Source organism: Bradyrhizobium sp. HKCCYLRH3061 (assembly GCF_051168015.1).
Classification (GTDB): domain Bacteria; phylum Pseudomonadota; class Alphaproteobacteria; order Rhizobiales; family Xanthobacteraceae; genus Bradyrhizobium.
In genome coordinates, this window is sequence record NZ_JBNPUE010000001.1 from 646,942 (window position 1) to 669,949 (window position 23,008).

General features: G+C 67.4%; 20 protein-coding genes. 14 read left to right on the forward strand and 6 right to left on the reverse strand.

The features are described 5' to 3' along the window. The first annotated feature begins 13 nt into the window (after window positions 1–13). On the forward strand, window positions 14–868 hold the full coding sequence (locus tag ACQR2C_RS03105) for a TIGR01459 family HAD-type hydrolase (protein WP_315801944.1): 855 nt from the start codon (window positions 14–16) through the stop codon (window positions 866–868). A gap of 72 nt (window positions 869–940) precedes the next feature. Here ACQR2C_RS03105 and ACQR2C_RS03110 read toward each other — a convergent pair whose 3' ends face one another. Next, window positions 941–1,336, reverse strand: a complete 396-nt coding sequence (locus tag ACQR2C_RS03110) for a response regulator (RefSeq protein ID WP_006613531.1) — start codon at window positions 1,334–1,336, stop codon at window positions 941–943. 267 nt (window positions 1,337–1,603) lie between these two features. On the opposite strand from ACQR2C_RS03110, the gene ACQR2C_RS03115 reads away from it, so the two are divergent. From ACQR2C_RS03115 to ACQR2C_RS03165, 11 genes are all read left to right on the forward strand, one after another. After that, window positions 1,604–2,584, forward strand: a complete 981-nt coding sequence (locus ACQR2C_RS03115) for a bifunctional riboflavin kinase/FAD synthetase (protein ID WP_434880402.1) — start codon at window positions 1,604–1,606, stop codon at window positions 2,582–2,584. Window positions 2,585–2,793: 209 nt separating this feature from the next. Then, on the forward strand, window positions 2,794–5,808 hold the full coding sequence (ileS, locus tag ACQR2C_RS03120; RefSeq protein ID WP_434880403.1) for an isoleucine--tRNA ligase: 3,015 nt from the start codon (window positions 2,794–2,796) through the stop codon (window positions 5,806–5,808). 194 nt (window positions 5,809–6,002) lie between these two features. Continuing rightward, window positions 6,003–6,500 (forward strand): signal peptidase II, encoded by a 498-nt coding sequence (lspA, locus tag ACQR2C_RS03125; RefSeq protein ID WP_434880404.1) that lies wholly within the window; start codon window positions 6,003–6,005, stop codon window positions 6,498–6,500. A 171-nt stretch (window positions 6,501–6,671) separates the two neighbouring features. Next, window positions 6,672–7,367: a hypothetical protein gene (locus tag ACQR2C_RS03130; RefSeq protein ID WP_315801940.1), complete on the forward strand. Its 696-nt coding sequence runs from the start codon at window positions 6,672–6,674 to the stop codon at window positions 7,365–7,367. A gap of 171 nt (window positions 7,368–7,538) precedes the next feature. Continuing rightward, entirely contained in the window at window positions 7,539–8,924 is a 1,386-nt protein-coding gene (locus ACQR2C_RS03135; protein WP_316217117.1) for a M16 family metallopeptidase, read from the forward strand. Further along, entirely contained in the window at window positions 8,924–10,303 is a 1,380-nt protein-coding gene (locus ACQR2C_RS03140) for a M16 family metallopeptidase (protein ID WP_434880405.1), read from the forward strand. Before ACQR2C_RS03135 ends, ACQR2C_RS03140 begins: the two co-directional genes overlap by 1 nt. 1,179 nt (window positions 10,304–11,482) lie before the next feature. Beyond that, on the forward strand, window positions 11,483–11,902 hold the full coding sequence (gene arfB, locus ACQR2C_RS03145) for an alternative ribosome rescue aminoacyl-tRNA hydrolase ArfB (protein ID WP_006610408.1): 420 nt from the start codon (window positions 11,483–11,485) through the stop codon (window positions 11,900–11,902). Window positions 11,903–12,120: 218 nt separating this feature from the next. Beyond that, window positions 12,121–12,438: a c-type cytochrome gene (locus ACQR2C_RS03150; protein ID WP_434848813.1), complete on the forward strand. Its 318-nt coding sequence runs from the start codon at window positions 12,121–12,123 to the stop codon at window positions 12,436–12,438. A 1-nt stretch (window position 12,439) separates the two neighbouring features. Continuing rightward, a complete protein-coding gene (locus ACQR2C_RS03155; RefSeq protein ID WP_316179443.1) occupies window positions 12,440–12,835 on the forward strand; it encodes a VOC family protein in 396 nt (131 codons plus the stop codon). Between the two features lie 48 nt (window positions 12,836–12,883). Then, the gene (locus tag ACQR2C_RS03160; RefSeq protein WP_434848809.1) at window positions 12,884–13,432 is read left to right on the forward strand and encodes a gluconate 2-dehydrogenase subunit 3 family protein; all 549 of its coding nucleotides are present in this window, start codon (window positions 12,884–12,886) and stop codon (window positions 13,430–13,432) included. A 36-nt stretch (window positions 13,433–13,468) separates the two neighbouring features. Then, window positions 13,469–15,037 carry a GMC family oxidoreductase gene (locus ACQR2C_RS03165; RefSeq protein WP_316236853.1) on the forward strand — a complete coding sequence of 523 codons (1,569 nt, stop codon included), beginning with the start codon at window positions 13,469–13,471 and terminating at the stop codon, window positions 15,035–15,037. A 221-nt stretch (window positions 15,038–15,258) separates the two neighbouring features. Here ACQR2C_RS03165 and ACQR2C_RS03170 read toward each other — a convergent pair whose 3' ends face one another. Further along, window positions 15,259–15,573: a ribbon-helix-helix domain-containing protein gene (locus tag ACQR2C_RS03170; RefSeq protein WP_315802167.1), complete on the reverse strand. Its 315-nt coding sequence runs from the start codon at window positions 15,571–15,573 to the stop codon at window positions 15,259–15,261. Window positions 15,574–15,771: 198 nt separating this feature from the next. Between ACQR2C_RS03170 and mutL the strand changes: the two genes are divergently transcribed. Continuing rightward, window positions 15,772–17,625 carry a DNA mismatch repair endonuclease MutL gene (gene mutL, locus ACQR2C_RS03175; protein ID WP_434880406.1) on the forward strand — a complete coding sequence of 618 codons (1,854 nt, stop codon included), beginning with the start codon at window positions 15,772–15,774 and terminating at the stop codon, window positions 17,623–17,625. 122 nt (window positions 17,626–17,747) lie between these two features. Here the strand turns inward: mutL and rsmD are convergent, their stop codons facing one another. Further along, the gene (rsmD, locus tag ACQR2C_RS03180; RefSeq protein WP_434880407.1) at window positions 17,748–18,302 is read right to left on the reverse strand and encodes a 16S rRNA (guanine(966)-N(2))-methyltransferase RsmD; all 555 of its coding nucleotides are present in this window, start codon (window positions 18,300–18,302) and stop codon (window positions 17,748–17,750) included. 9 nt (window positions 18,303–18,311) lie between these two features. Next, window positions 18,312–20,423 carry a pseudouridine synthase gene (locus ACQR2C_RS03185; protein ID WP_434880408.1) on the reverse strand — a complete coding sequence of 704 codons (2,112 nt, stop codon included), beginning with the start codon at window positions 20,421–20,423 and terminating at the stop codon, window positions 18,312–18,314. Window positions 20,424–20,557: 134 nt separating this feature from the next. Here ACQR2C_RS03185 and ACQR2C_RS03190 point away from each other — a divergent pair, with 134 nt between their 5' ends. Then, complete coding sequence (locus tag ACQR2C_RS03190) at window positions 20,558–21,004, forward strand: nucleoside deaminase (RefSeq protein WP_434880409.1); 447 nt, start codon at window positions 20,558–20,560, stop codon at window positions 21,002–21,004. Window positions 21,005–21,007: 3 nt separating this feature from the next. Here the strand turns inward: ACQR2C_RS03190 and ACQR2C_RS03195 are convergent, their stop codons facing one another. Both ACQR2C_RS03195 and ACQR2C_RS03200 read right to left on the reverse strand, forming a co-directional pair. After that, entirely contained in the window at window positions 21,008–22,321 is a 1,314-nt protein-coding gene (locus ACQR2C_RS03195) for a cytochrome P450 (protein WP_434880410.1), read from the reverse strand. After that, window positions 22,321–22,986: a class I SAM-dependent methyltransferase gene (locus ACQR2C_RS03200; RefSeq protein ID WP_434880411.1), complete on the reverse strand. Its 666-nt coding sequence runs from the start codon at window positions 22,984–22,986 to the stop codon at window positions 22,321–22,323. Before ACQR2C_RS03200 ends, ACQR2C_RS03195 begins: the two co-directional genes overlap by 1 nt. Between the last annotated feature and the right edge of the window lie 22 nt (window positions 22,987–23,008).

Consider the following 23,008-nt stretch of genomic DNA (forward strand, 5'->3'; position numbering starts at 1 on the left):
TCAGCCGGCTGCCATGACCGTTCTCCGCTTCGAAGAGCGGCTGCGCGATCTGGTCGGCCGCAAGCAGGTGCTGCTGAGCGACATCTGGGGCGTGGTCCATAACGGGCTGGAGTCCTTCCCCGACGCCTGCGACGCGCTGCACCACTTTCGCCGCCAGGGCGGTACGGTGATCCTGATCACCAACGCGCCCCGGCCGGCCGATTCGGTCCAGCGCCAGTTGCGCAAGCTCGGCGTCGCCGACGAGGTCTACAGCGCCATCGTCTCCTCCGGCGACCTGACCCGCCACTACGTGGCCGATCATCCCGGCGGCAAGGTGTTCTGGCTCGGCCCCGAGCGCGACAATTCCATTCATCGCGGTCTCGACCTGGCGCTGTCGCCGCTCGAAGAAGCGTCCTACATCATCTGCACCGGCCTCTACGACGACGAGACCGAGACCGCCGAGGACTACCGGCCGATGCTGCTGCGCGCGCGCGAGCGCAAGCTGCCGCTGATCTGCGCCAATCCGGACATCGTGGTCGAGCGCGGCGACCGGCTGATCTATTGCGCCGGCGCCATCGCCGAGCTCTACCGCGAGCTCGGCGGCGAGGTGATCTTCTACGGCAAGCCGCACCGGCCGATCTACGAGCGCGCCATGATGCTCGCCGAGCAGCACGCCGGCCGGAAGGTCGCGCGCGAGGAGGTGCTGGCGATCGGCGATTCCGTCCGCACCGATCTCGCCGGCGCGCACGGCTTCGGCATCGACTGCCTGTTCGTCACCCGCGGCATCCATTCCGAGGAGTTCGCCGGCGTCGAGCAGCTCGACCCGGCCTCGGTCAAGGAGCTGTTCGGCCACCCGCCGCGCGCCCTGATGCGCGAATTGAAGTGGTGAGCGGATCCTGAAACGAAAAACGCCCGGCCGGGTGCCGGGCGTCTTTCGCATGGGATGTGGATCAGGCCGGCCTCAGGCCGTCGCCATGTCCGGGAATACCGCGTCGATCTTGGTCTTCAGGGTCGCGGCGTTGAACGGCTTGACGATGTAGTTGTTCACGCCGGCCTTCTTGGCCGCGATCACGTTCTCGGTCTTGGATTCCGCCGTGATCATGATGAACGGCGTGGTCGCCAGGTTCGGATCGGCGCGGACCTCGCGGAGCAGGTCGTAGCCGGTCATCGGCTCCATGTTCCAGTCGGAGATCACGAGGCCGTATTTCTTGGCGCGCATCTTGTTGAGGGCCATCGAGCCGTCGCTGGCATCGTCGATGTCCTCGAACCCGATCTGCTTGAGAAGATTCCTGATGATACGGATCATGGTGCTGTAATCGTCGACGACGAGCACCGGCATCGTCAAATCAACCGCCATCTTGACTCCCCCAGACGCGAACACAACGCGCAGACTGTTACAAAAACGCTCTTGCGGCACGGGTCGTAACCGACCCCGCCATCCGCTCTGAGCAGTAGCATCAGCCGTTAAACAGCGCGTTAACTGCGCTGCGGCTGCATGTCGCTATTGCTGCGCCGCATGAGCGGAGGAACCCCTTCGGCTTGACTTCGCGGGGCCGGCCGCCCACCGTCAGGGCAATCCCCGCCCGCCGGCGGCCCACCGAAATCCGCGAGATATTTCCGTCACATGCCCGATTTCAAGGTCATCCGCGATTCCACCCCGCCATCGGACATCCTCAAGGGCGCGGTGGTGGCGATGGGCAATTTCGACGGCGTCCATCTCGGTCACCGGGCCGTGATCGAGGCGGCCATCGAGATGGGCAAGGCGAAGGGGCGCCCGGCGCTGGCACTGACCTTCGAGCCGCATCCGCGGCGCTTCTTCAGCCCCAACACCCCGCAGTTCCGCCTGACAGACGAGACCGCCAAGCTGCGGCTGCTGGCCGGAACCGGGCTTGCCGGCGCCGTGGTCATGACCTTCGACAAGGGCCGCGCCCAGACCTCGGCGCAGGACTTCATTCACCATGACCTGATCGGGCGGCTCGGAGTCGCCGGGATCGCGGTCGGCTACGACTTTCATTTCGGCAAGGGCCGCGTCGGCTCGCCCAGCCTGCTCGCCAACGAGGCGCCCAAGCTCGGCATCGAGGTCGACATCCAGGCCCATGTCGACATCGACGAGCGGCCGGTGTCCTCCACCGCGATCCGCGAAGCGCTGGCGGAGGGCCAGGTCAGCGAGGCGACCGCGATGCTCGGCGGCCCCTGGTTCGTGAGCTCCGAGGTCATCCACGGCGAGAAGCGCGGCCGCGACCTCGGCTACCCCACCGCCAACATGCGGCTCGATCGCGATTGCGGGCTGCGCCACGGCATCTATGCCGTCCGGGTCGGCCGCGGCCGCGGCGCGAACCGGGTGCTGATCGACGGCGTCGCCAATTTCGGCCGCCGCCCGACCTTCGACAACGGCGCACCGCTGCTCGAGACCTTCCTGTTCGATTTCAAGGACAGCCTCTACGGCGAGGTGCTGGATGTCGCCTTCATCGGCTTCATCCGCGAGGAGGCCAAATTCACCTCGATCGAGGCCCTGGTCCGGCAGATGGACGACGACAGCGCCCGGGCCCGCGCCTTGCTGGCGGCCGCCCCCGGCCTCTTCCCCCGGCTCGGCGAGATCGGCTGACCGCCTCCCCGCGAACTGCGCTTTGCGATTTCGCAGCCCCCCTGCTATGAGGGAGCCCCATGTTGATACGGCGCATCATCGGCATTAGCGGCCCGGCTTCCGCCTGAGCTTCGAGCTCGGCGCAAGACCGGGATGTCTCTGCTCGTTCCGCCGCCCGCGATCGAAATCGCGTCTCAGCGCCCTCTTGAAGCTCAGCCAGCCAGATCACGATGTCCGAAAAGCCGCAAAAGCCCGACGCCCAGAAATCCGACGCCAAGGACTATTCCAAGACCCTGTACCTGCCGCAGACGGAATTCCCGATGCGCGCCGGCCTGCCGCAGCGCGAGCCGGAGATCCTGAAATATTGGAGCGACATCGACCTCTACGGCAAGCTGCGCGAGACCGCCAAGAACAGGCCGAAATTCGTCCTGCACGACGGCCCGCCCTATGCCAACGGCAACATCCACATCGGGCACGCGCTGAACAAGATCCTCAAGGACGTCGTGACCAAGAGCCAGCAGATGCTCGGCCACGACTCCAACTACGTGCCCGGCTGGGACTGCCACGGCCTGCCGATCGAGTGGAAGATCGAGGAGGAGAACTACCGCAAGAAGGGCAAGACCAAGCCCGACTTCCGCGACTCCGCCGCCATGGTTGCATTCCGCCGGGAGTGCCGCGCCTACGCCGATCACTGGCTCAACGTGCAGCGCGAGGAGTTCAAGCGTCTCGGCGTGATCGGCGACTGGGATCATCCCTACGCCACCATGACCTATCCGGCGGAGGCGCAGATCGCCCGCGAGCTGATGAAGTTCGCCGCCAACGGCACGCTGTATCGCGGCTCCAAGCCCGTGATGTGGAGCGTGGTCGAGAAGACCGCGCTCGCCGAGGCCGAGGTCGAGTACGAGGACTATCAGTCCGACACGGTGTGGGTGAAGTTTCCGGTGACCTCGCCGGCGCATGGCGCGCTCGCCGGCGCTTCCGTGGTGATCTGGACCACCACGCCCTGGACCCTGCCCGGCAACCGCGCCATCTCGTTCTCGCCCAAGATCGCCTACGGCCTCTATGAGGTCACCGACGCGCCGGCTGACAACTGGGCCAAGACCGGCGACAAGCTGATCCTGGCGGATGCGCTGGCCGACGGCGTGTTCAAGCAGGCGCGCGTCACGAGCTACAACAGGCTGCGCGACGTCCCCGGCGACACGCTCGATGCCGTCGAATGCGCCCATCCGCTGAAGGGCCTCGCCGGCGGCTACGGCTTCACCGTGCCGCTGCTGCCCGGCGACCACGTCACCGACGACACCGGCACCGGCTTCGTGCACACTGCGCCCGGCCATGGCCGCGAGGATTTTGACGTCTGGATGGCGCATGGGCGCGAGCTCGACGGCAGGGGCATTGCGACCACCATCCCCTACACCGTCGACGAGAACGGCGCGCTGACCGACCATGCGCCGGGCTTCACGGGAAAACGCGTCATCAACGACAAGGGCGAGAAGGGCGACGCCAACGAGGCCGTCATCAAGGCGCTGACCGAGGCCGGCATGCTGCTCGCGCGAGGCCGGCTGAAGCATCAGTACCCGCATTCCTGGCGCTCCAAGAAGCCGGTGATCTTCCGCAACACGCCGCAATGGTTCATCGCGATGGACAAGGACATCGCGGACCATGGCCACGCGAAATCCGGCGACACGCTGCGCGCCCGCGCGCTGCGCGCGATCTCGGTCACGCAATGGGTGCCGGCCGCCGGCCAGAACCGCATCAACGGCATGATCGCCAACCGCCCGGACTGGGTGATCTCGCGCCAGCGCGCCTGGGGCGTGCCGATCGCGGTGTTCGTGCGCGAGACCGGCGACGGATCCGCCGAGATCCTACAGGACGAGACCGTCAACACCCGCATCACGGACGCCTTCGCCAAGGAGGGCGCCGATGCCTGGTACGCCGACGGCGCGCGCGAGCGCTTCCTCGGGTCCCGCGCCAACGAGGACTGGAAGAAGGTCGACGACATCTGCGACGTCTGGTTCGACTCCGGCTCGACCCATGCCTTCGTGCTCGAAGACCCCGTGCACTTCCCCGGCCTCGCCGGCATCAAGCGCAAAGTCGACGGCGGCCGGGACACCGTGATGTACCTGGAAGGCTCCGACCAGCATCGCGGCTGGTTCCACTCGTCGCTCCTGGAAAGCTGCGGCACCCGCGGCCGCGCGCCGTATGACGTGGTGCTGACGCACGGCTTCACGCTCGACGAGAACGGCCGCAAGATGTCGAAGTCGCTCGGCAACACCGTCGAGCCGCAGAAGGTGATCAAGGACTCCGGCGCCGACATCCTGCGCCTCTGGGTCTGCGCCACAGACTATGCCGACGACCAGCGCATCGGCCCGGAGATCCTCAAGAACACCATCGAGACCTACCGCAAGCTGCGCAACAGCATCCGCTGGATGCTCGGCACCCTGCACCACTACAAGCGCGGCGATGCGGTCGCGTTCGCGGATATGCCGGAGCTGGAGCGGCTGATGCTGCATCAGCTCTCGCAGCAGGCCGAGACCATCACCCGCGCCTATGCCGCGTTCGACTACAAGACCGTGATCGCGAGCTTGGCAGCGTTCATGAACACCGAGCTGTCGGCGTTCTATTTCGACATCCGCAAGGACACGCTGTATTGCGATCCGCCGTCGTCGGTGGCGCGCAAGGCGGCGCTGACCGCGATCGACCTGATCTGCGACGCCATCCTGAAATGGCTGGCGCCGGTGCTGTCCTTCACCACCGACGAGGCGTGGCGGATGTACAGGCCGGACGCCGAGCCGTCGGTGCATCTGACCCTGTTCCCGGAGGCGATGGACGGCTATCGCGACGACGCGCTCGCGACGAAGTGGGAGACCATCCGCAACGTCAGGCGCGTCGTCACCGGCGCGCTGGAGCTCGCCCGCGCCGCCAAGACCATCGGCTCCTCGCTCGAGGCCTCGCCGATCATCTACGTCGCCGACCGCGCGCTGCTCGGCACCTTGTTCGATACGGATCTGGCCGAGGTCTGCATCACCTCGAACTACGAGGTCCGCGAGGGCGACGCGCCGGCCGATGCGTTCCGGCTCGATGCGGTGCCGGGTGTGGCGGTGGTCGTCGAGAAGGCCGTGGGCAAGAAGTGCGCCCGCTCCTGGAAGATCCTGGAGAGCGTCGGCGACGACAAGGACTATCCCGACGTGTCCCCGCGCGACGCGCAGGCGCTGCGCGAATGGAAGGCGCTGGGGGTGGGCGTGTGAGGCGCGATCGCGCGTCACACTCCGCCGTCGTCCCCGCGCACGCGGGGACCCATAACCACCGGCCGTCTTGGTAGGCAAAGACTGATGACTCCGAGTCCTTTTCACCAATCGGCCGTCCGCGATATGGGTCCCGGCGTTCGCCGGGACGACAGCTGTGTTTGCGGCCGGCTTGGTGGTCAACTCACCGGCTTGCAATGACCCCTCGCCTCCGTCTCGGCCTCATCGCCGGCTTCGCCACCCTGGTCATCGACCAGGCCTCCAAGCTGTGGCTGCTGTACGTGTTCGACCTGCCCAACAGCGGCACCGTCAGGATCACCCCGTTCTTCGACCTCTACCTCGCCTGGAACATCGGCATCAGCTTCGGCTGGCTGCAGAGCGAGAGCGCGCTGGCGCAATATGGGCTGATGGCGGTGAAGGCCGTCGCGGTGGTCGCCCTCGGCATCTGGATGGCGCGTGCGGAAAGCAAGCTGGCGACGGCGGCGCTCGGCCTGATCATCGGCGGCGCCATCGGCAACGGCATCGACCGGCTGGCCTATGGCGCGGTGGTCGATTTCGCGCTGTTCCACATCCAGATCGGCGGCACGGTCTACAACTGGTACATCTTCAACATGGCCGACGTGGCCATCGTTGCCGGGGTGGCGGGCCTGCTGTATGACTCCTTCTTCGGGGCTCATGCCGCAAAAGCGCCCTGATCGGGGTCGATACCGGCGGGTGCTGTCCCGGAGCCAAGAGCCTGAGGTTCTTCACGTTTTCGGGACTGGCGCGGTGACCGGACCAGCCGCCTGCGGCGAGCGTCCAAATCGGTGGATTCGCGGCCGGTTCGTCGGAGCCCGAGCACTGCACAAGCGAGGACGGGAAAAGCCATGCGCAAGACCGAAGTCAGCGGCCGGATCGTGACCCACGCGGCCATTCGCGCCCTGCGGCTGTCCGCCGTCGCGCTCGGCATCGGCCTCGTCATGGCCGCCGGCGCCGCCCGTGCCCAGGACGACGAGGAAGACGACAAGACCTTCGAAGAGAAGATCATCGATAATCTGATGCGCGGCCTCGGCGGCACCAACATGGAGACGCCCTCCATCGAATACCGCGAGCGGTCGCCGCTGGTGGTTCCGCCCAAGCTCGATCTGCCGCCGCCCGCCGCCGCGGCGCAGGCGACCGCGCCGAACTGGCCGAAGGACCCCGACGAACAGCAACGCCGTGCCGCGGCCGCCGCGCGCAAGAAGGAAAACAAGGATCCGGTCAATGCGGCCCGCCCGCTGACCCCGGCCGAGATGAAGATGGGGCGGACGGCCGCCGCCAAGTCGACTGAGCCGATTCAGCCCGGCGTCGCCAACAACCCGATGATGAGCCCGTCACAGTTGGGCTTCAAAGGCGGCCTGTTCGGCATGTTCAAGGGCAGCGACAGCGAGACCAAGCCGTTCACCAGCGAGCCGCAGCGTGAAAGCCTGACCCAGCCGCCGCCCGGCTACCAGACGCCGTCGCCGAGCTATGCCTACGGCACCGGCAAGCAGGAGCCGATCGGCGGCAAGCAGATGGACATCATGACCGGCAAGGAACGGTGACGGCGGCACCGCCCCGTTCGCCCGGAGATGCCGGCTTCGCTGGCGTTAGCGAAATTTAATGTCTCGCGGCGGCACGATGTCGCCGTTTTGTGACGTCGGGCGCCGTCCGGCGCGATGTAGCATGCTGCGCTCAAACCCGATCGCCCCTCCCTGCGGGCCTCCAGAAGGATCATGATGTCCTCGCACCGGTTCAAATCCGTCGCCGCCGCGCTCGTCTCCCTCATCGCGTTCACGGCCGGCGCTTCGGCGCAAACGACGTTCGCCTCCGAGCCCCCCACCAGCTTCACCCTCCCCAACGGCCTGCAGGTCGTCGTCATCCAGGATCACCGCACGCCGGTCGTGACGCAGATGATCTGGTACAAGGTCGGCTCCGCCGACGAGACGCCCGGCAAGTCGGGCCTGGCGCACTTCCTCGAACATCTGATGTTCAAGGGCACCGAGAAGCATCCCGCCGGCGAGTTCTCCAAGACGGTCCTGAAGATCGGCGGCAATGAGAACGCCTTCACCTCGGTCGACTACACCGGCTACTTCCAGCGCGTGCCGCGCGATCAATTGCCGAAGATGATGGAGTTCGAGGCCGACCGCATGACCGGCCTCGTGCTGAAGGACGAGAACGTGCTGCCCGAGCGCGACGTGGTGCTCGAAGAGTACAACATGCGCGTCGCCAACTCGCCGGAAGCGCGCCTCAACGAGCAGATCATGGCGGCGCTGTACGTCAACCACCCCTATGGCCGGCCGGTGATCGGCTGGCGGCCGGAGATCGAGAAGCTCGGCCGCGAGGATGCGCTGGCGTTCTATCGCCGCTTCTACGCGCCCAACAACGCCATCCTGGTGATCGCCGGCGACACCGACGCCAAGGAAGTGCGCCCGCTCGTGGAGCAGACCTTCGCCAAGATTCCCGCGCAACCCGACATCCCCGCGCGCCGGTTGCGGCCGCAGGAGCCCGAGCCGGTGGCGCCGCGCACGGTCACGCTGGCCGACCCGCATGTCGAGCAGCCGTCGATGCGCCGCTTCTATCTGGTGCCCTCGGCCACCACGGCTGCCCCCGGCCAGTCGGCCGCACTGGACGTGCTGGCGCAACTGATGGGCAGCGGCAGCAACTCCTATCTCTACCGTGCGCTCGTCGTCGACAAGCCGCTCGCGGTCAATGCCAGCGCGTCCTATCAGGGCACGTCGCTCGATCCGAGCCAGTTCTCGATCGCGGTCGCGCCGCGTCCGGGCGTCGATTTCGCCCAGGTCGAGGCTGTCGTCGACAGCGTCATCGCCGAGATCGCACAGAACCCGGTGCGCGCCGAGGACCTCGAACGCGTCAAGACGCAGCTCATCGCCGAGGCGATCTACGCCAATGACAACCAGGCGACCATGGCGCGCTGGTATGGCGGCGGCCTCACCACAGGTCTCAGCATCGAGGACATCAGGAGCTGGCCCGACCGCATCCGGGCCGTGACCGCCGAGCAGGTCCGCGCCGCCGCGCAGACCTGGCTGCAGAAGAAGCGCTCGGTCACCGGCTATCTGATCAAGGACAATGCGGCCAAGCGCGAGGAGAAGCGGTCGTGATGAACACAATGACCTTCGCCCGCCGCTTCGCCTGCGCGCTCGCCGTCGGCGCCGCCGCGCTCACGATCGCTCCTGCCGCCCATGCGGCGACCAAGATCCAGCACCTGGTGTCGCCCGGCGGCATCGAAGCCTGGTTCGTGCAGGACGCCACCGTGCCGCTGATCGCGATGGAATATGCGTTCCAGGGCGGCGCCTCGCAGGACCCGGTCGGCAAGCCCGGCGTCGGCAATCTCGTGGCCGACCTGCTCGACGAAGGCTCCGGCGATCTCGACTCCAAGACCTTCCACGAGCGGCTCGACCGCCGCGCCATCGAGCTCTCCTTCCAGATCTCGCGCGATCAATTCCGCGGCTCGCTGCGCATGCTGCGCGACAACAAGGACGAGGCGTTCGAGCTGCTGCGGACAGCGCTGACGTCGCCGCATTTCGACAGCGCCGACGTCGAGCGCATCCGCTCGCAGGTGATCTCCGGCCTGCGCCGCGAGACCACCAATCCGAGCTCGCTGGCGGGCCGCAAGTTCCTCAAGCTTGCCTTCCCCAACCACCCCTACGGCCGTCCGGCCAACGGCACGCTGGACAGCGTGCCGACCATCACCGTCGACGATCTCAAGGCCTATGTCGGCCGCGTGCTCGCCAAGGACACGCTCAAGGTCGCGGTTGTCGGCGACGTCGACCCGGCCACGCTCGGCAAGCTGCTCGACCAGACGTTTGGCAGCCTGCCCGCCAAGGCCACTTTGACGCCAGTGCCCGACGTCGTCGCCACTAGGCCGCCGCAGCGTGCGCTGGTGCCGCTCGACGTGCCGCAGACGGTGATTACCTTCGGCGGTCCCGGCATCCGCCGCCACGACCCGAACTTCATGGCGGCCTATGTGGTCAACCACATCCTCGGCGGCGGCGGCCTGTCGTCGCGGCTTTACAAGGAGGTGCGCGAGAAGCGCGGCCTCGCCTACTCCGTCTATGACGCGCTGCTGTGGATGGATCATTCGGCGCTGTTCATCGGCAACACCGCCACCCGCTTCGACCGCGCCGGCGAGACCATCGCAGCCGTCGAGCAGGAGATCCGCCGCATGGCGGAGGAAGGCCCGACCCAGCAGGAGCTCGACGAGGCCAAGTCCTACATCAACGGCTCGCAGATGCTCGCGCTCGACACCTCCTCCAAGCTGGCGCAGGCGATGCTGCAATATCAGCTCGACAAGATGCCGATCGACTACATCGAGAAGCGCAGCGAGATCGTCAACGCGGTGACGCTGGACGACGCCAAGAAGGCGGCCAAGCAGCTCTGGAGCCAGGGCCTGCTGACCGCCGTCGTCGGCCGCACGCCGCAGGCGGCCGCCGAACCGGCGCAAGCCCCAGTCACGGCTCCGGTGACGAAGACGAACTGAGCTTGCGAAGGCGCGCTCGCCTGCAACGACGCAGAATAACTATCAATGGCGACGTCATGCCCGGGCTTGTCCCGGGCATCCACGTTTTGGGGCAATTGACGCAGGTGGATGGCCGAGCCTTCGCCACTCCAAAGCGACTTCAGCCGCGCAGGCTGCACAAGCCCGGCCATGACGGCTGCTCGTGGCTTCCCACCGCGGCATCGACAAAAATGGTGTCGTCCCGGCCTTGAGCCGGGACCCATACCCCCAGGGAGGTGTTTTGGGGCAGGCTGGTGTTGGGCATCTCGCGCCTCACATCTGCTGCGGCGTATGGGTCCCGGGTCGGCGCCATCGACGCCGCTTCGCGGCGCCGACGGCTTGCCCGGGACGACAGCGGGGCCAACACACCGACGTCACATACGAATAATTATCTTGCTATTTTTCCGAATTCATGATCAACTCTCCTTATCCCGCCTCACCGCAGAGGGGCGCATCGCGATCGTCACGACACGCGAGGCGGGGATGCGATGGCCGCGAGAGATCGCAGCGTCTTCTGAGCGAAGGCGCGGACGAACGATCTGTCGCGGACGTGAAGTCGCGTGGTCCTGGCATCCCGACGCTGATGCCAAGCTCGCCGGTGATGATGATCCGGCGGGCGACGGTGGCCAACAAGCCCGGTGCACCGAGGAGAGCGCGTATAAGCGTGAAGACCGTCGCGCGGGGAATGCCGGGATGCCTCGGCTGAACCTGTGGTACCTGCCGCCTGCATTTTTTTCGCAGGCGGGCCATGGGTGCGGCCAGCGCCCGGCATTCCCCGCGCCCTCTGCATTCTCAGCGAGGGCCACGACGATGCAAGCCTCGGGCAGGCATGCCGCGAGAGCGCGAAGCCGTGTCCTAGCTGATCGTCCCCGCTGTTTGAACCGTGAAGTCCGCCACACCAACCGCTGTCGTCCCGGACAAGCGCGCAAGGCGCGCGCAGATCCGGGACCCATACGCCGCAGCCGAAATGATGGGGACGAGATGTCAATGACCCGCCTGCCCCAAACTGCTCCCTGGGGTATGGATCCCGGCGTTCGCCGGGATGACAGCGGAGATTGTGATGACTGTCCCGGGTCAACGGTGCCGTCGACGCGAACCCGCGCACGCCGCCCCTAAAACCGCTATGGTGCACGCGAAAGCCTCGATTCCCCCTGGTGCTCCATGCTGCGGATTTCCCGCGACCTTGCCATCGACGAGAACGACATCGAGATCTCGTTCGTCCGCGCCTCCGGCCCTGGCGGCCAGAACGTCAACAAGCTGTCGACGTCGGCGCAACTGCGCTTCGACACCAGCCGCATCACGTTGCCGGAGGATGCCGCGGCACGGCTGGCGCGGCTCGCCGGCCAGCGCATGACCAAGAACGGCGTCATCGTGATCCAGGCCGAGCGCTTCCGCACCCAGGAGCGCAACAAGGCCGATGCGATCGAGCGGCTGGTCACGCTGCTCCGCGAAGCGATGGTGCGGCCGAAGGTGCGGCGCCCGACCAAGCCGACCTTCGGCTCCAAGCAGCGCCGGCTCGAGGGCAAGAAGCTCCGCAGCGACGTCAAGGCGGGGCGCGGGGCGCGCCGTTTCGACGATTAGTCCGTAACGCTGACATTCCTGCGGCGCGCACGACTGCTGCGCACGCTTTGTTCCCGCTGAAACAGCCGGCTACTACCACGGCGCTCCACCTGCGACCTACGCTCCGGAAAAATTGCGAGCGAGGAACGATGGCGGGACGGCGTGCGGCGCAAGATGCGCTTCTTCTGTGCGGGGCATTCATTGGCGCGGTGCTGAGCACCACGATCGCGTCGGCGCAGATGACGCTGCCCGCGCCGAAGCCCGTCGACGGCGCCACCCTGTTCAAGCAGCAATGCGGCGTCTGCCATACGCTGAGCAGCGCCGAGCCGATGCGGCAGGGGCCGCCGCTGTCGAAGATCGTCGGCCGCCGCGCCGGCTCGATCGAAGGTTTCCGCTATTCGGCCGGCTTCGCCAAGGCCGATTTCACCTGGGACGAGGCCAAGCTCGACGCCTGGCTGACCAATCCGCAAGGGCTGATCCCCGGCGCCGTGATGGCCTATCGCCAGGCCAAGCCCGACGTGCGCGCCACGATCATCAACTATTTGAAGGACAATTGAGATGGCCAAGCCCGTACACTCCATGATCCGCGTCTTCGACGAAGCGAAAGCGCTCGACTTCTACAAGCGCGCCTTCGGCCTGGAGATCGCCGACAACCTCCGCTTCGACGGCTTCGCGCTGATCTATCTGCGCCATCCGTCGTCGCCCTTCGAGGTCGAGCTGACCGTGAACTACGATCGCAAGGAGCCGTACACGCTCGGCGACGGCTACGGCCATCTCGCCGTCGTCGTCGACGATCTCGATGCCGAGCATGCCCGCTTCGAGCGCGAGAACCTGGCGCCGGGCCCGTTGCGCGATTTCAAGCACAATGGGGCGACGCTGGCGCGGTTCTTCTTCGTCAGCGACCCCGACGGCTACAAGATCGAGGTCATCCAGCGCGGCGGCCGCTTCGGCTAGCCGCAGAACGACGCAAATACATAAGCAAAAAACCCACGGAGGATACCCATGAGAGAAGTCGATCGCCGCAACAAATACGACCGCCGCGTTTTTCTCAAGGGCGCGGCCTCGACCGTGCCGGCCGCCGCTGTCGCCTCCGCCACCGGGCTGGGGATCACCGATGCCTGGGCCGAGGATGCCAAGGCGCTGACGCCGGCGACGCTGAAGACGCTGGTGAAGGTCGCGCGCGACATCTACCCGCACGACTTCCTCGCCGACCGCTACTACATCACCGCGGTCAAGCCGTGGGACGGCAAGGCCGCCGAGGATGCCGCCGTGAAGGCGATGATCAATGACGGCGTCGCCCGGCTCGACCAGGACGCGCGGGACCGCCACAAGGTGGCTTACACCCAGGTGCCGTGGGAGGCCGACCGCGTCGCGCTGCTCCAGGGCATCGAGCAGACGACCTTCTTCAAGACGCTGCGCGGCGACCTCGTGGTGTCGCTCTACAATCAGAAGGAGCTCTGGCCGAAGTTCGGCTACGAGGGCTCCTCCGCCGAGCATGGCGGCTACATCAACCGTGGCTTCTCCGACATCGACTGGCTGCCGAAAGCCTGACGCCGGCGAACAACAGAAAACACGGAGGAAACCACCATGGCAAAATTCGACCAGAACGATTCGAGCGTCGTCGTCATCATCGGCTCGGGAGCCGGTGGCGGCACGCTCGGCAACGAGCTCGCGCAGAAGGGCATCAAGGTCGTCATTCTCGAGGCGGGCAATCGCTACGAGATTCCCGACTTCATCAACGACGAATGGGAGAGCTTCACCCAGCTCGCCTGGACCGACATGCGAACGACATCCGGGACCTGGCGCGTGGCGAAGGACTTCGCCAACCTGCCGGCCTGGATCGTCAAGGCGGTCGGCGGCTCCACCGTGCACTGGGCCGGCGCCTCGCTGCGCTTCGACGAGCACGAGTTCAAGGCCCGCACCACCTATGGCGGCGTGCCCGGCTCGAGCCTCATGGACTGGCCGGTGACGCTCGCCGAGATGGAGCCGTGGTACGCCAAGGCCGAGTTCAAGATGGGCGTCACCCGCACCAACGACATCCCCGGCCTGCCCGGCAACAACAACTTCAAGGTCCTCGAAGCCGGCGCCCGCAAGCTCGGCTACAAGACCGTGCACACCGGCAACATGGCGATCAATTCGCAGCCGCGCGACGGCCGCGGCTCGTGCCAGCAGATCGGCTTCTGCTTCCAGGGCTGCAAGTCCGGTGCGAAATGGTCGACGCTCTACACGGAGATTCCGAAGGGCGAGGCCACCGGCAATCTCGAAGTGCGATCCGGCAGCATGGCGATCAAGATCGAGCATGACGCCTCCGGCAAGGTGACCGGCGTGGTCTATGCCGACAGCCAGGGCAAGATGCAGCTGCAGAAGGCCCGCATCGTCGCGGTCGCCGGCAACTCGATCGAGAGCCCGCGCCTCCTGCTCAACAGCGCCTCGAACATGTTCCCGGATGGCCTCGCCAACTCCTCCGGCCAGGTCGGGCGCAACTACATGCGGCACATGACCGGCAGCGTCTATGCGACGTTCGAAAACCCGGTGCACATGTATCGCGGCACCACGATGGCCGGCATCGTGCGCGACGAGGCGGCGTTCAATCCGAAGCGCGGCTTCGTCGGCGGCTATGAGATGGAGACGCTGTCGCTCGGCCTGCCGTTCATGGCGGCGTTCCTCAACCCCGGCGCCTGGGGCCGCAGCTTCACCGCGGCGATGGAGACCTATCCGCGCATGGCCGGCATGTGGCTGGTCGGCGAGGACATGCCGCAGGAGACCAACCGCATCACGCTCGATCCGGTCGCCAAGGACAAGTTCGGCATGCCCGTGGCCTCGGTGCATTTCGACGACCACCCCAACGACGTCGCGATGCGCGCCCACGCCTACAAGCAGGGCTCGGCGATCTACGAAGCGGTCGGCGCCACCGTGACCTACCCGACCACGCCCTATCCCTCGACGCACAATCTCGGCACCAACCGGATGAGCGAGAAGGCCAAGGACGGCGTCGTCAACAAGTTCGGCCAGACCCACGACATCAAGAACCTGTTCGTCTCCGACGGCAGCCAGTTCACCACCGGCGCGGCGTGCAATCCGACGCTGACCATCGTGGCGCTGGCGATCCGCCAGGCCGACTACATCGCCGGAGCGATGCAGAAGAAGGAGATCTGATTAGCAACGCGTGATGGGTGCGCACCTCACCCGCCGCGAATGCAGTCAGCGCCTCCCCCGCTTGCGGGGGAGGTCGCATCGCATCGAAGATGCGATGCGGGTGGGGGAACGCTCCACAAAGACTGCCCATGAAGCGCGCGCAGGAAAGACTGCCCGTGTGGCGCCCCCACCCCCGCCCTCCCCCGCAGGCGGGGGAGGGAGACGAGACAGCAGACGCGTGGCTACTCCGCCGCGTCCATGATCGCCGCCGGCGCGCGAAAATCCGGCACCGCGGCGGTCGCCTTCGCCCGATAGATCAGGCAGGAGCACCGCAGCAGCGACGCAAAATTCCTCACCTCGCCGTGGTGGTCGAGCACCTCGGCGTACAGCGTGGTCACGAACTTCGCGAGGCTCATGCCTTCCTTGGCGGCGATCTCCTCGAGCGTGTCCCAGAACGCCATTTCGAGCCGGATCGACGTGCTATGGCCGCCGATCCGCAAACTACGGGTCTGCGACGCATAATCGCGCTGAGGCTGGTGTGCGAACAGATGGCACATGGTCTTCCTCCGGCTGATCGTTATTTTTGCGAAACGATATACTGGCCCCGCCCGCCTCACAATCCCGTTGGAGAAGGTTGCTTTTCTCTGCCGCAGCGCATGAAAAAAGCTATTCTCGCCCCACATTTGCAGCGTGGCCGCCGCAGCGCCGCGCGCCTTCAAGATCCAAGCCAGCCAGCTTTCAAGTTCGTTCGCACCATGCCCGTCCGCCAGCTCCCCGAACAGATCGTCAACCGCATCGCCGCCGGCGAGGTGGTCGAGCGGCCGGCGAGCGTGGTCAAGGAGCTGGTCGAGAACGCCATCGATGCCGGCGCCAGCCGCATCGACATCTTCACCGACGGCGGCGGGCGGCGGAAGATCGCCATATCAGACGATGGTGGCGGCATGACCGCGGCCGATCTCGCGCTCGCGGTCGAGCGCCACGCGACCTCCAAGCTCGACGACGAGGACCTGCTGCAGATCCGCACGCTCGGGTTCCGCGGCGAAGCGCTGCCCTCGATCGGCTCGGTGGCGCGGCTGTCGATCACGACGCGACACAAAAGCGAGCCGCACGCCTGGGCGCTTCAAGTCGATTGCGGCGACAAGTCCCCGATCGTGCCGGCCGCGCTGAACCAAGGCACCCGCGTCGAGGTCGCCGATCTCTTCCACGCCACGCCGGCGCGGCTGAAGTTCCTCAAAACCGACCGCACCGAGGCCGAGGCGATCCGCGAGGTGGTGCGGCGGCTGGCGATGGCGCGGCCCGACATCGCCTTCACCCTCGCCGGCGAGGAGCGCGCGCCGGTGACCTGGGCCGCCGCGCTGCCCGGCGCGCCGGGCCAATTGACGCGGCTCGGCGACATCCTCGGCGCCGACTTCCGCAGCCATGCGATCGCGGTGCGCAGCGAGCGCGATCACGTTGTCGTCGAAGGCTTCGCCGCGGCGCCGGCGCTGACGCGCGCCAATGCGCTCGGCCAGTATCTGTTCGTCAATGGCCGCCCGGTGCGCGACAAGCTGATCCTCGGCGCGGTGCGCGCCGCCTATGCCGACTATCTGCCGCGTGACCGGCATCCGTTGGTGGCGCTGTTTGTGACGCTCGATCCGCGCGAGGTCGACGCCAACGTGCATCCGGCCAAGACCGAGGTGCGCTTCCGCAATGCCGGCCTGGTGCGCGCGCTGATCATCCACGCGCTGAAGGAAGGTCTCGCCCGCGAAGGCCGCCGCACCGCAGCCAATGACGGCGGCGCGACCATCGCCGCATTCCGCCCGGCGTTCGCGCCGCCGCGACCCAACGTCGGTCCGATGAACTGGGACTGGCAGCGCTCGCCGTCGGCGCCGGTGATGCCGCATTTCGGCGGCTCCTTCCCTGCGGCGGCGCCCTCACCAGATCTCGGGTCGTTCGGGCTTGCGGAATCCTCTCAAGCGGCGTTCGACGTCGGCGGCCCGCGCGCCGACGTTCGGCTGCACGAGCAGCCGGCGACGCCTGACCTGCTCGACCGTCCGCTCGGCGCCGCGCGCACCCAGATCCATGACACCTACATCGTTGCACAGACCCGCGACGGCCTCGTCATCGTCGACCAGCACGCCGCGCATGAGCGCATCGTCTATGAGCGGCTCAAGGCCTCGCTGGCGGCGCATGGCGTGCAGCGGCAGATCCTGCTGATCCCGGACATCGTCGAGCTCGACGAAGCCACCGTCGAGTCACTGCTCGCGCGCACCGATGAGCTGGCCTCGTTCGGCCTCGCCATCGAATCCTTCGGCCCCGGCGCCGTCGCCGTGCGCGAGACGCCATCGCTGCTCGGCAAGATCAATGCCGCAGGCTTGCTGCGCGACCTCGCCGAGCACATGGAGGAATGGGGCGAGGCGCTGCCGCTGGAGCGCCGCCTGATGCACGTCGCAGCCACCATGGCCTGCCACGGCTCGGTCCGCGCCGGCCGCCGCCTCAAGCCGGAAGAGATGAATGCGCTGCTCCGCGAGATGGAGGACACGCCGAACTCGGGCCAGTGCAATCACGGCCGCCCGACCTATGTCGAGCTGAAGCTCGCGGATGTGGAGAAGCTGTTTGGAAGGAGGTAGCGACGACGCGATCCGTATCGACAAATAGTGATCTGCCAGCCCGTTGTTGCAAGCCACGTGCGTCCCAACGCGATCCTGTGGCTATGGCCCGCTGCGTTCGCAGGGGCGACCGCGAGCGAGAATCAGGACCGGCGCAGGAACACGAACTCCGTTTCGTCGTAAGCGCGGCGCTCGAGCTCTTCGAACCCCTCGGGCGCCTTGAACGCGGCAGCCTTGGACTCCTCGACCACGAGCAGCGCCGATGGCACGAGCCAGCCGCCGTCGCGCAGCGAGGCCAGCGCCTTCTCGGCCAAGCCCTTGCCATAGGGCGGATCGAGGAACACCAGCGAGAACGGCTCGACCGGATGCGCCGGTCCGAGATCGGTGGCGTCGCGGCGGTAGACCTTGGTGACGCCGCCGAGCCCGAGCGATTCGACATTGTTGCGCAGCAGCGCCCTTGCCTCGGCGCCGTTGTCGACGAACAGCGTGAACGCCGCGCCGCGCGAGGTCGCCTCGATGCCGAGCGCGCCGGTGCCGGCAAACAAATCGAGCACGCGTGCGCCCTCGATCGGATCCTCGTAGGCGTGGACGAGGATGTTGAACAGCGCCTCGCGCAGCCGGTCCTGCGTCGGCCGGATGTCACGCGACGCAGGCGAAGCGATGTTGCGGCCCTTCAGCCGTCCACCGACGACACGCATCGCAACACCCTACTCGTCATCCTGCGGCGTGATATCGCGCTTGCCGTGATAGCCGCGCTTCGGCCGCCGCGGCGGACCGGGGAAACGCGCCTCGGCTTCGTGGCGCTCGCGCGCTTCCTCGCTGCCGGTACGCTGGACGAGCACGCGGCGGCCCTTGCGGTCGGCGACGACCTCGCGCTTCGGCTTGGGCTTCGGGTCCGGCAACGGCTCGCGATTGCCCTTGCCCGCAGGACCGAGATCGGCACCCGACTGCGCAATCACCTTCTCGCCGAGCTGCTCGCGCAGCACCCGCGTCTTGACTTCCTGCACCTCGCCCTCGGGCAGCTCCAGCAGCTGGAACGGACCGTAGGAGACGCGGATCAGGCGATTAACCTCGAGGCCGAGATGCGCGAGCACGTTGCGCACCTCGCGGTTCTTGCCCTCGCGGATCGCGACGACGAGCCAGACATTGGCGCCCTGATCGCGCTCCAAGGTCGCTTCGATCGGGCCGTATTTGACGCCGTCAACCTCGACGCCCGCGGCGAGCTGATCGAGCTGCGCCTGTGTGATCTCGCCATGGGCGCGGACGCGATAGCGCCGCGTCCAGCCGGTGTCCGGCAATTCCAGCACGCGCGCGAGGCCGCCGTCATTGGTGAGCAGCAAGAGCCCTTCGGTGTTGAAGTCGAGTCGGCCGATCGAGATCAGCCGTGGCAGGCCCTCGGGCAGATTGTCGAACACCGTCGGCCGCCCCTCGGGGTCGCTGTGCGTCGTCATCAGCCCGCGCGGCTTGTGATACAGAAACAGCCGCGTGCGCTCGCGCTCCGGCAGCGGCGCGCCGTCGACCTGGATCACGTCATTCTCGGTGACATCGAGCGCGGGGGAGTTGATGACGCGGCCGTTCACCGTCACGCGGCCCTGCGTGACCATCTCCTCGGCGTCGCGGCGCGAGGCGAGGCCGGCGCGGGCCAGCACTTTGGCGATGCGCTCGCCGGCCTTCTTCGGTGCGGCCGGCTCGGCGGCAACGCGGGCGCTGCGCTTGTCGGTCTCGGGCTTGCGCTCGCGATAGGCGCCGCGGCCGCCGAACGCCGGACGCTTGGCGAAGACCTTGCTGTCGTCTTCATTGTCGCGGCGCGGCCGCTCGGAGAAGCCGTCGCGGCCACGGCGTTCGCTGCGCGGATGCTCCTGCCAGTCGGTGCGCCCCTCGGGACGGCGCGGCCGCTCGAAGCTGCGCTCCTCGCCCCGATCCCGCGGGCGGTCGAACTTCGGCTTGTCGAATTTGGGCCTGTCGAATTTCGGACGATCCTCGCTGCTGCGCTGGGTGCGCGGGCGATCGAAGCTGCGGCCGCCTTCGCGCGGCGGACGCGGGCTGCGTTCCGGGCGATCGCCATCCGCGCCGCGCTTCTGCCACGGCTTGCTCTCGCCGCGCGAGGGACGGTCGCCAAACTCCTTGCGCGGCCCGCGCGCGCCGGCACCGAACTTGCGCTCGCCCCGATCGCCTTCAGCGCCGCGAGAGAACTTGCGCTCTCCGCCAAACTTGCGCTCAGGGCGATCGCCGGTCCGCGGCGGACGGTCGCCGAAGCTGCGCTCGGTGCGCGGCCGGTCGCCGCGATCGCGCGCGCCCTCGCCGCGTGGCGTATAGGGACGTTTCTCACCATCGCGCTCCCGCGGAGCGTAGGGCTTGCGCTCGCCGAACTTGCGCTCGGACGATCGCCCGGCCGGACGAGCCTCGTCGCGACCGGCACGGGGCGTATAGGGACGCTTCTCGCCGCCCCGCTCGTCGCGATCGAATTTCGGCCGGTCGCCACGCGGCTTGAAGGCGCGCTTCTCGCCATCGCCCGACCGCGCCGGGCGAGCGGCATAGGGCCGATCGCCGCGCGGCCGCTCATCGCGGTTGAAGCGCGGCTTGTCGCCAAAGGATTTGCGCGGCGCATCGCCGTCGTCGCGGCGGCGCGGGGCGCGGCCCTCGTCGAAGGAGCGCTTGCCCCGGCCACCCGCTTCCTTGTCGCCGAAGCCGCGCTTGGCGAACTTCTTCTCCGGCCCGCGCGCTGCGCCCGAGCGACCCTTGCCGCCCTCGGACCGCCCCCGCGGGGCGCCGCCGCGGCGGCCGCGGGAATCGTTGTCTTTGTCGGTGGTGCGGGGCATGAAGGTCTCACTTCGAGGTGCAGGACGAGGCGTGAACCGCGCGCTTCGAAAAGCAGCGCATGTCACGCAGGAAATCGGGGTCCGGTTGTGCTGAAGGGCGATCCAGTAGCAGACTTGGGCGGGCGTGACGAGCCATGAACGGCCCTTCTTTCATGGATTTGGCGCTGAAAGCGGCCGAATCGGCCGCAATTTCCGGCGAGGTGCCGATCGGCTGCGTCGTCGTGCGGGACGGCGAAGTGATCGCCACCGCTGCCAACCGCACGCTGACCGACCGCGACCCGACCGCGCATGCCGAGATCCTGGCACTGCGGCAGGCGGCCCAGGTCGTCGGCAGCGAGCGGCTGGTCGAGTGCGACCTCTACGTCACGCTCGAGCCGTGCACGATGTGCGCTGGCGCCATCTCCTTCGCGCGCATCCGACGGCTGTATTACGGGGCCGCCGATCCGAAGGGCGGTGCGGTCGAGTCGGGTGTGCGCTTCTTCACGGCGCCGACCTGCCATCACGCCCCGGAGGTCTATTCGGCGGTGGGCGAGCAGCAGGCGGCGCAGATGCTGAAGGAGTTCTTCAAGGCGCGGCGGTGAGGCCTATGCAGCCGCCTCCTTGCGCAGCGCGCGAAAGCTCATGCGAACCGGGAGGCTGGAGACGCCGCTCATGAAGGGCGACCGCACCCGGCGCACCCGCCCGGCGAGTTCGATCCGTTCGGTCCGGCGCAGCAACTCCGCAAATAGCGCCCGCATCTGCATCCGCGCCAGCTGCAGTCCCATGCAGATGTGCGGACCACGGCCGAAGGCGATGTGCGGGTTCGGACTGCGATCGATCCGGAACGCGCCGGCGTCCTCGAACACGGCCTCGTCGCGATTGGCGGAATGGAAGAACAAGGCCAGCGCATCGCCTTCGCGAATGCGTTGCCCCCCGACCTCGGTGTCGCAGACCGCGGTGCGCATGAAGTGCCGCACCGGCGAGGTCCAGCGCAGCATTTCCTCGATCGCCGGATCGAGCAGCTCGGGCTCGGCCCGCAGCCGCACCATCTGCTCGGGCGCCGCGAGCAGCGCCGCCAGGCCGCCCGCCAATGCGAGCGCCGTCGTATCGTGGCCCGCCGTGACCAGCAGGATGAAGTAGGAGATCAGCTCGTAATGCGGCATTGCCGCGCCATGCGGCGCGGCATGCGCAATCAGGCTGGCGAGATCGTCGCGCGGTCGGGCGCGCCGGTCGGCCACGACGGCTTCGAAATAATCGCGCAGCGCCAGCATGGCCATCCGCATCGTATCGCCCGGCGCCTCGGCGAGACGGCGCCGCGGATCCTCGGCGCCCACGAAGGCCTGGGCGAGCCGCGCAAGCCGGGCATCGTCGGCCTCCGGCGTGCCCAGCATGCGGCCGATCACCCGGAAGGTGAAGGGCAGCGCCACGTCGCCTGCGAAGTCGCAACTGGCGCCGCGCGCGGAAACCCGGTCGATGATCTCGGCGGCCCATTGCGACAGCCATGTCTCCATCTCGCGCAAGACCGGCGGCGCAAAGGCGCCTTGGATGATGCCGCGATAAACGCCGTGATCCGGCGGATCCATCTCGGTCAGGCTGCGCACGAGTTGCGGCTTGCCGGTGACACGCTGCAGCACGGCCTCGGAGGTCTCGCTAGCGAGATAGGTGCGCGGGCCCGCGGCAAACTCATTGCTCCGTGTCTCGATCGAGACAATGTCGGCATAGCTCGTGACCGCCCGGAACGGACGAACGCCCGAGCGTTCAACCCAATGCAGCGGCGCGCGCTGGCGCAGCAGCGCACAGGCGCGTTCCAGCCGCGTTGGATCGGCGTGACCTCGCGAGGAGATCAGCACGTCCACAGCACGCTCGACGGCGGCGCTGCGGCGATCTGTCTGCGAGGATAGCGACGGAACAGCCGACATCAGTGCGAGGGCCCTGCTTGCGACGGGGCGGCATGAGTCAGGCGGCGCACCAGGAGCGTGAACTCCTTCATCCCGTAGTTGCCGATGACCTCGACGGCCGCCGCAAACTCCTGCTCGCAGTGGGTAGCCCAAACGTCCGGCGTAGTGCGATACAGGCGCGCCTTGGCGGGATCGCCGTCCTGCTCCTCATCAGCGGCCGCTCGCATGAAATTGACGGCAAAGCCGCGCCGGCTGGTCGCGAACATGCGCTGCAACATGGCTTTGATGTAGCCTTCCCAGGCGTCGCGCGAATAGCCGACGTTGACGTTCATGATGCCCGAGGCGACCGAATAGTCGGCGATGCGCGGGCTCTCCGACGCGACGACGAAGCGCCGCAAGGGGGCGGCAAAGCGGCGCCGCGCCCGGCTGATCATGGCGCGGGACAGGTCGATGCCGAGATAGTCAATCTCACAGGACGCAAAACGCGATTCAAGAAACGGCACCAGCGCGCCATAGCCGCAACCGATGTCATTGAGGCTGAACGGCGCCGACACGTTGCACAGCTTCATCAGTTGCACGAAGCGCAGGCCCTGCGTCGCCTCGCACGACCAGTCAACGCCGCGCGGCGTTGCGCCGTGACGCGCAACGCAGGCAGAGTAATAGGCATCGACGTCCGCCTGGATCAAGCCGAGGCTCGGAACGTCCTTC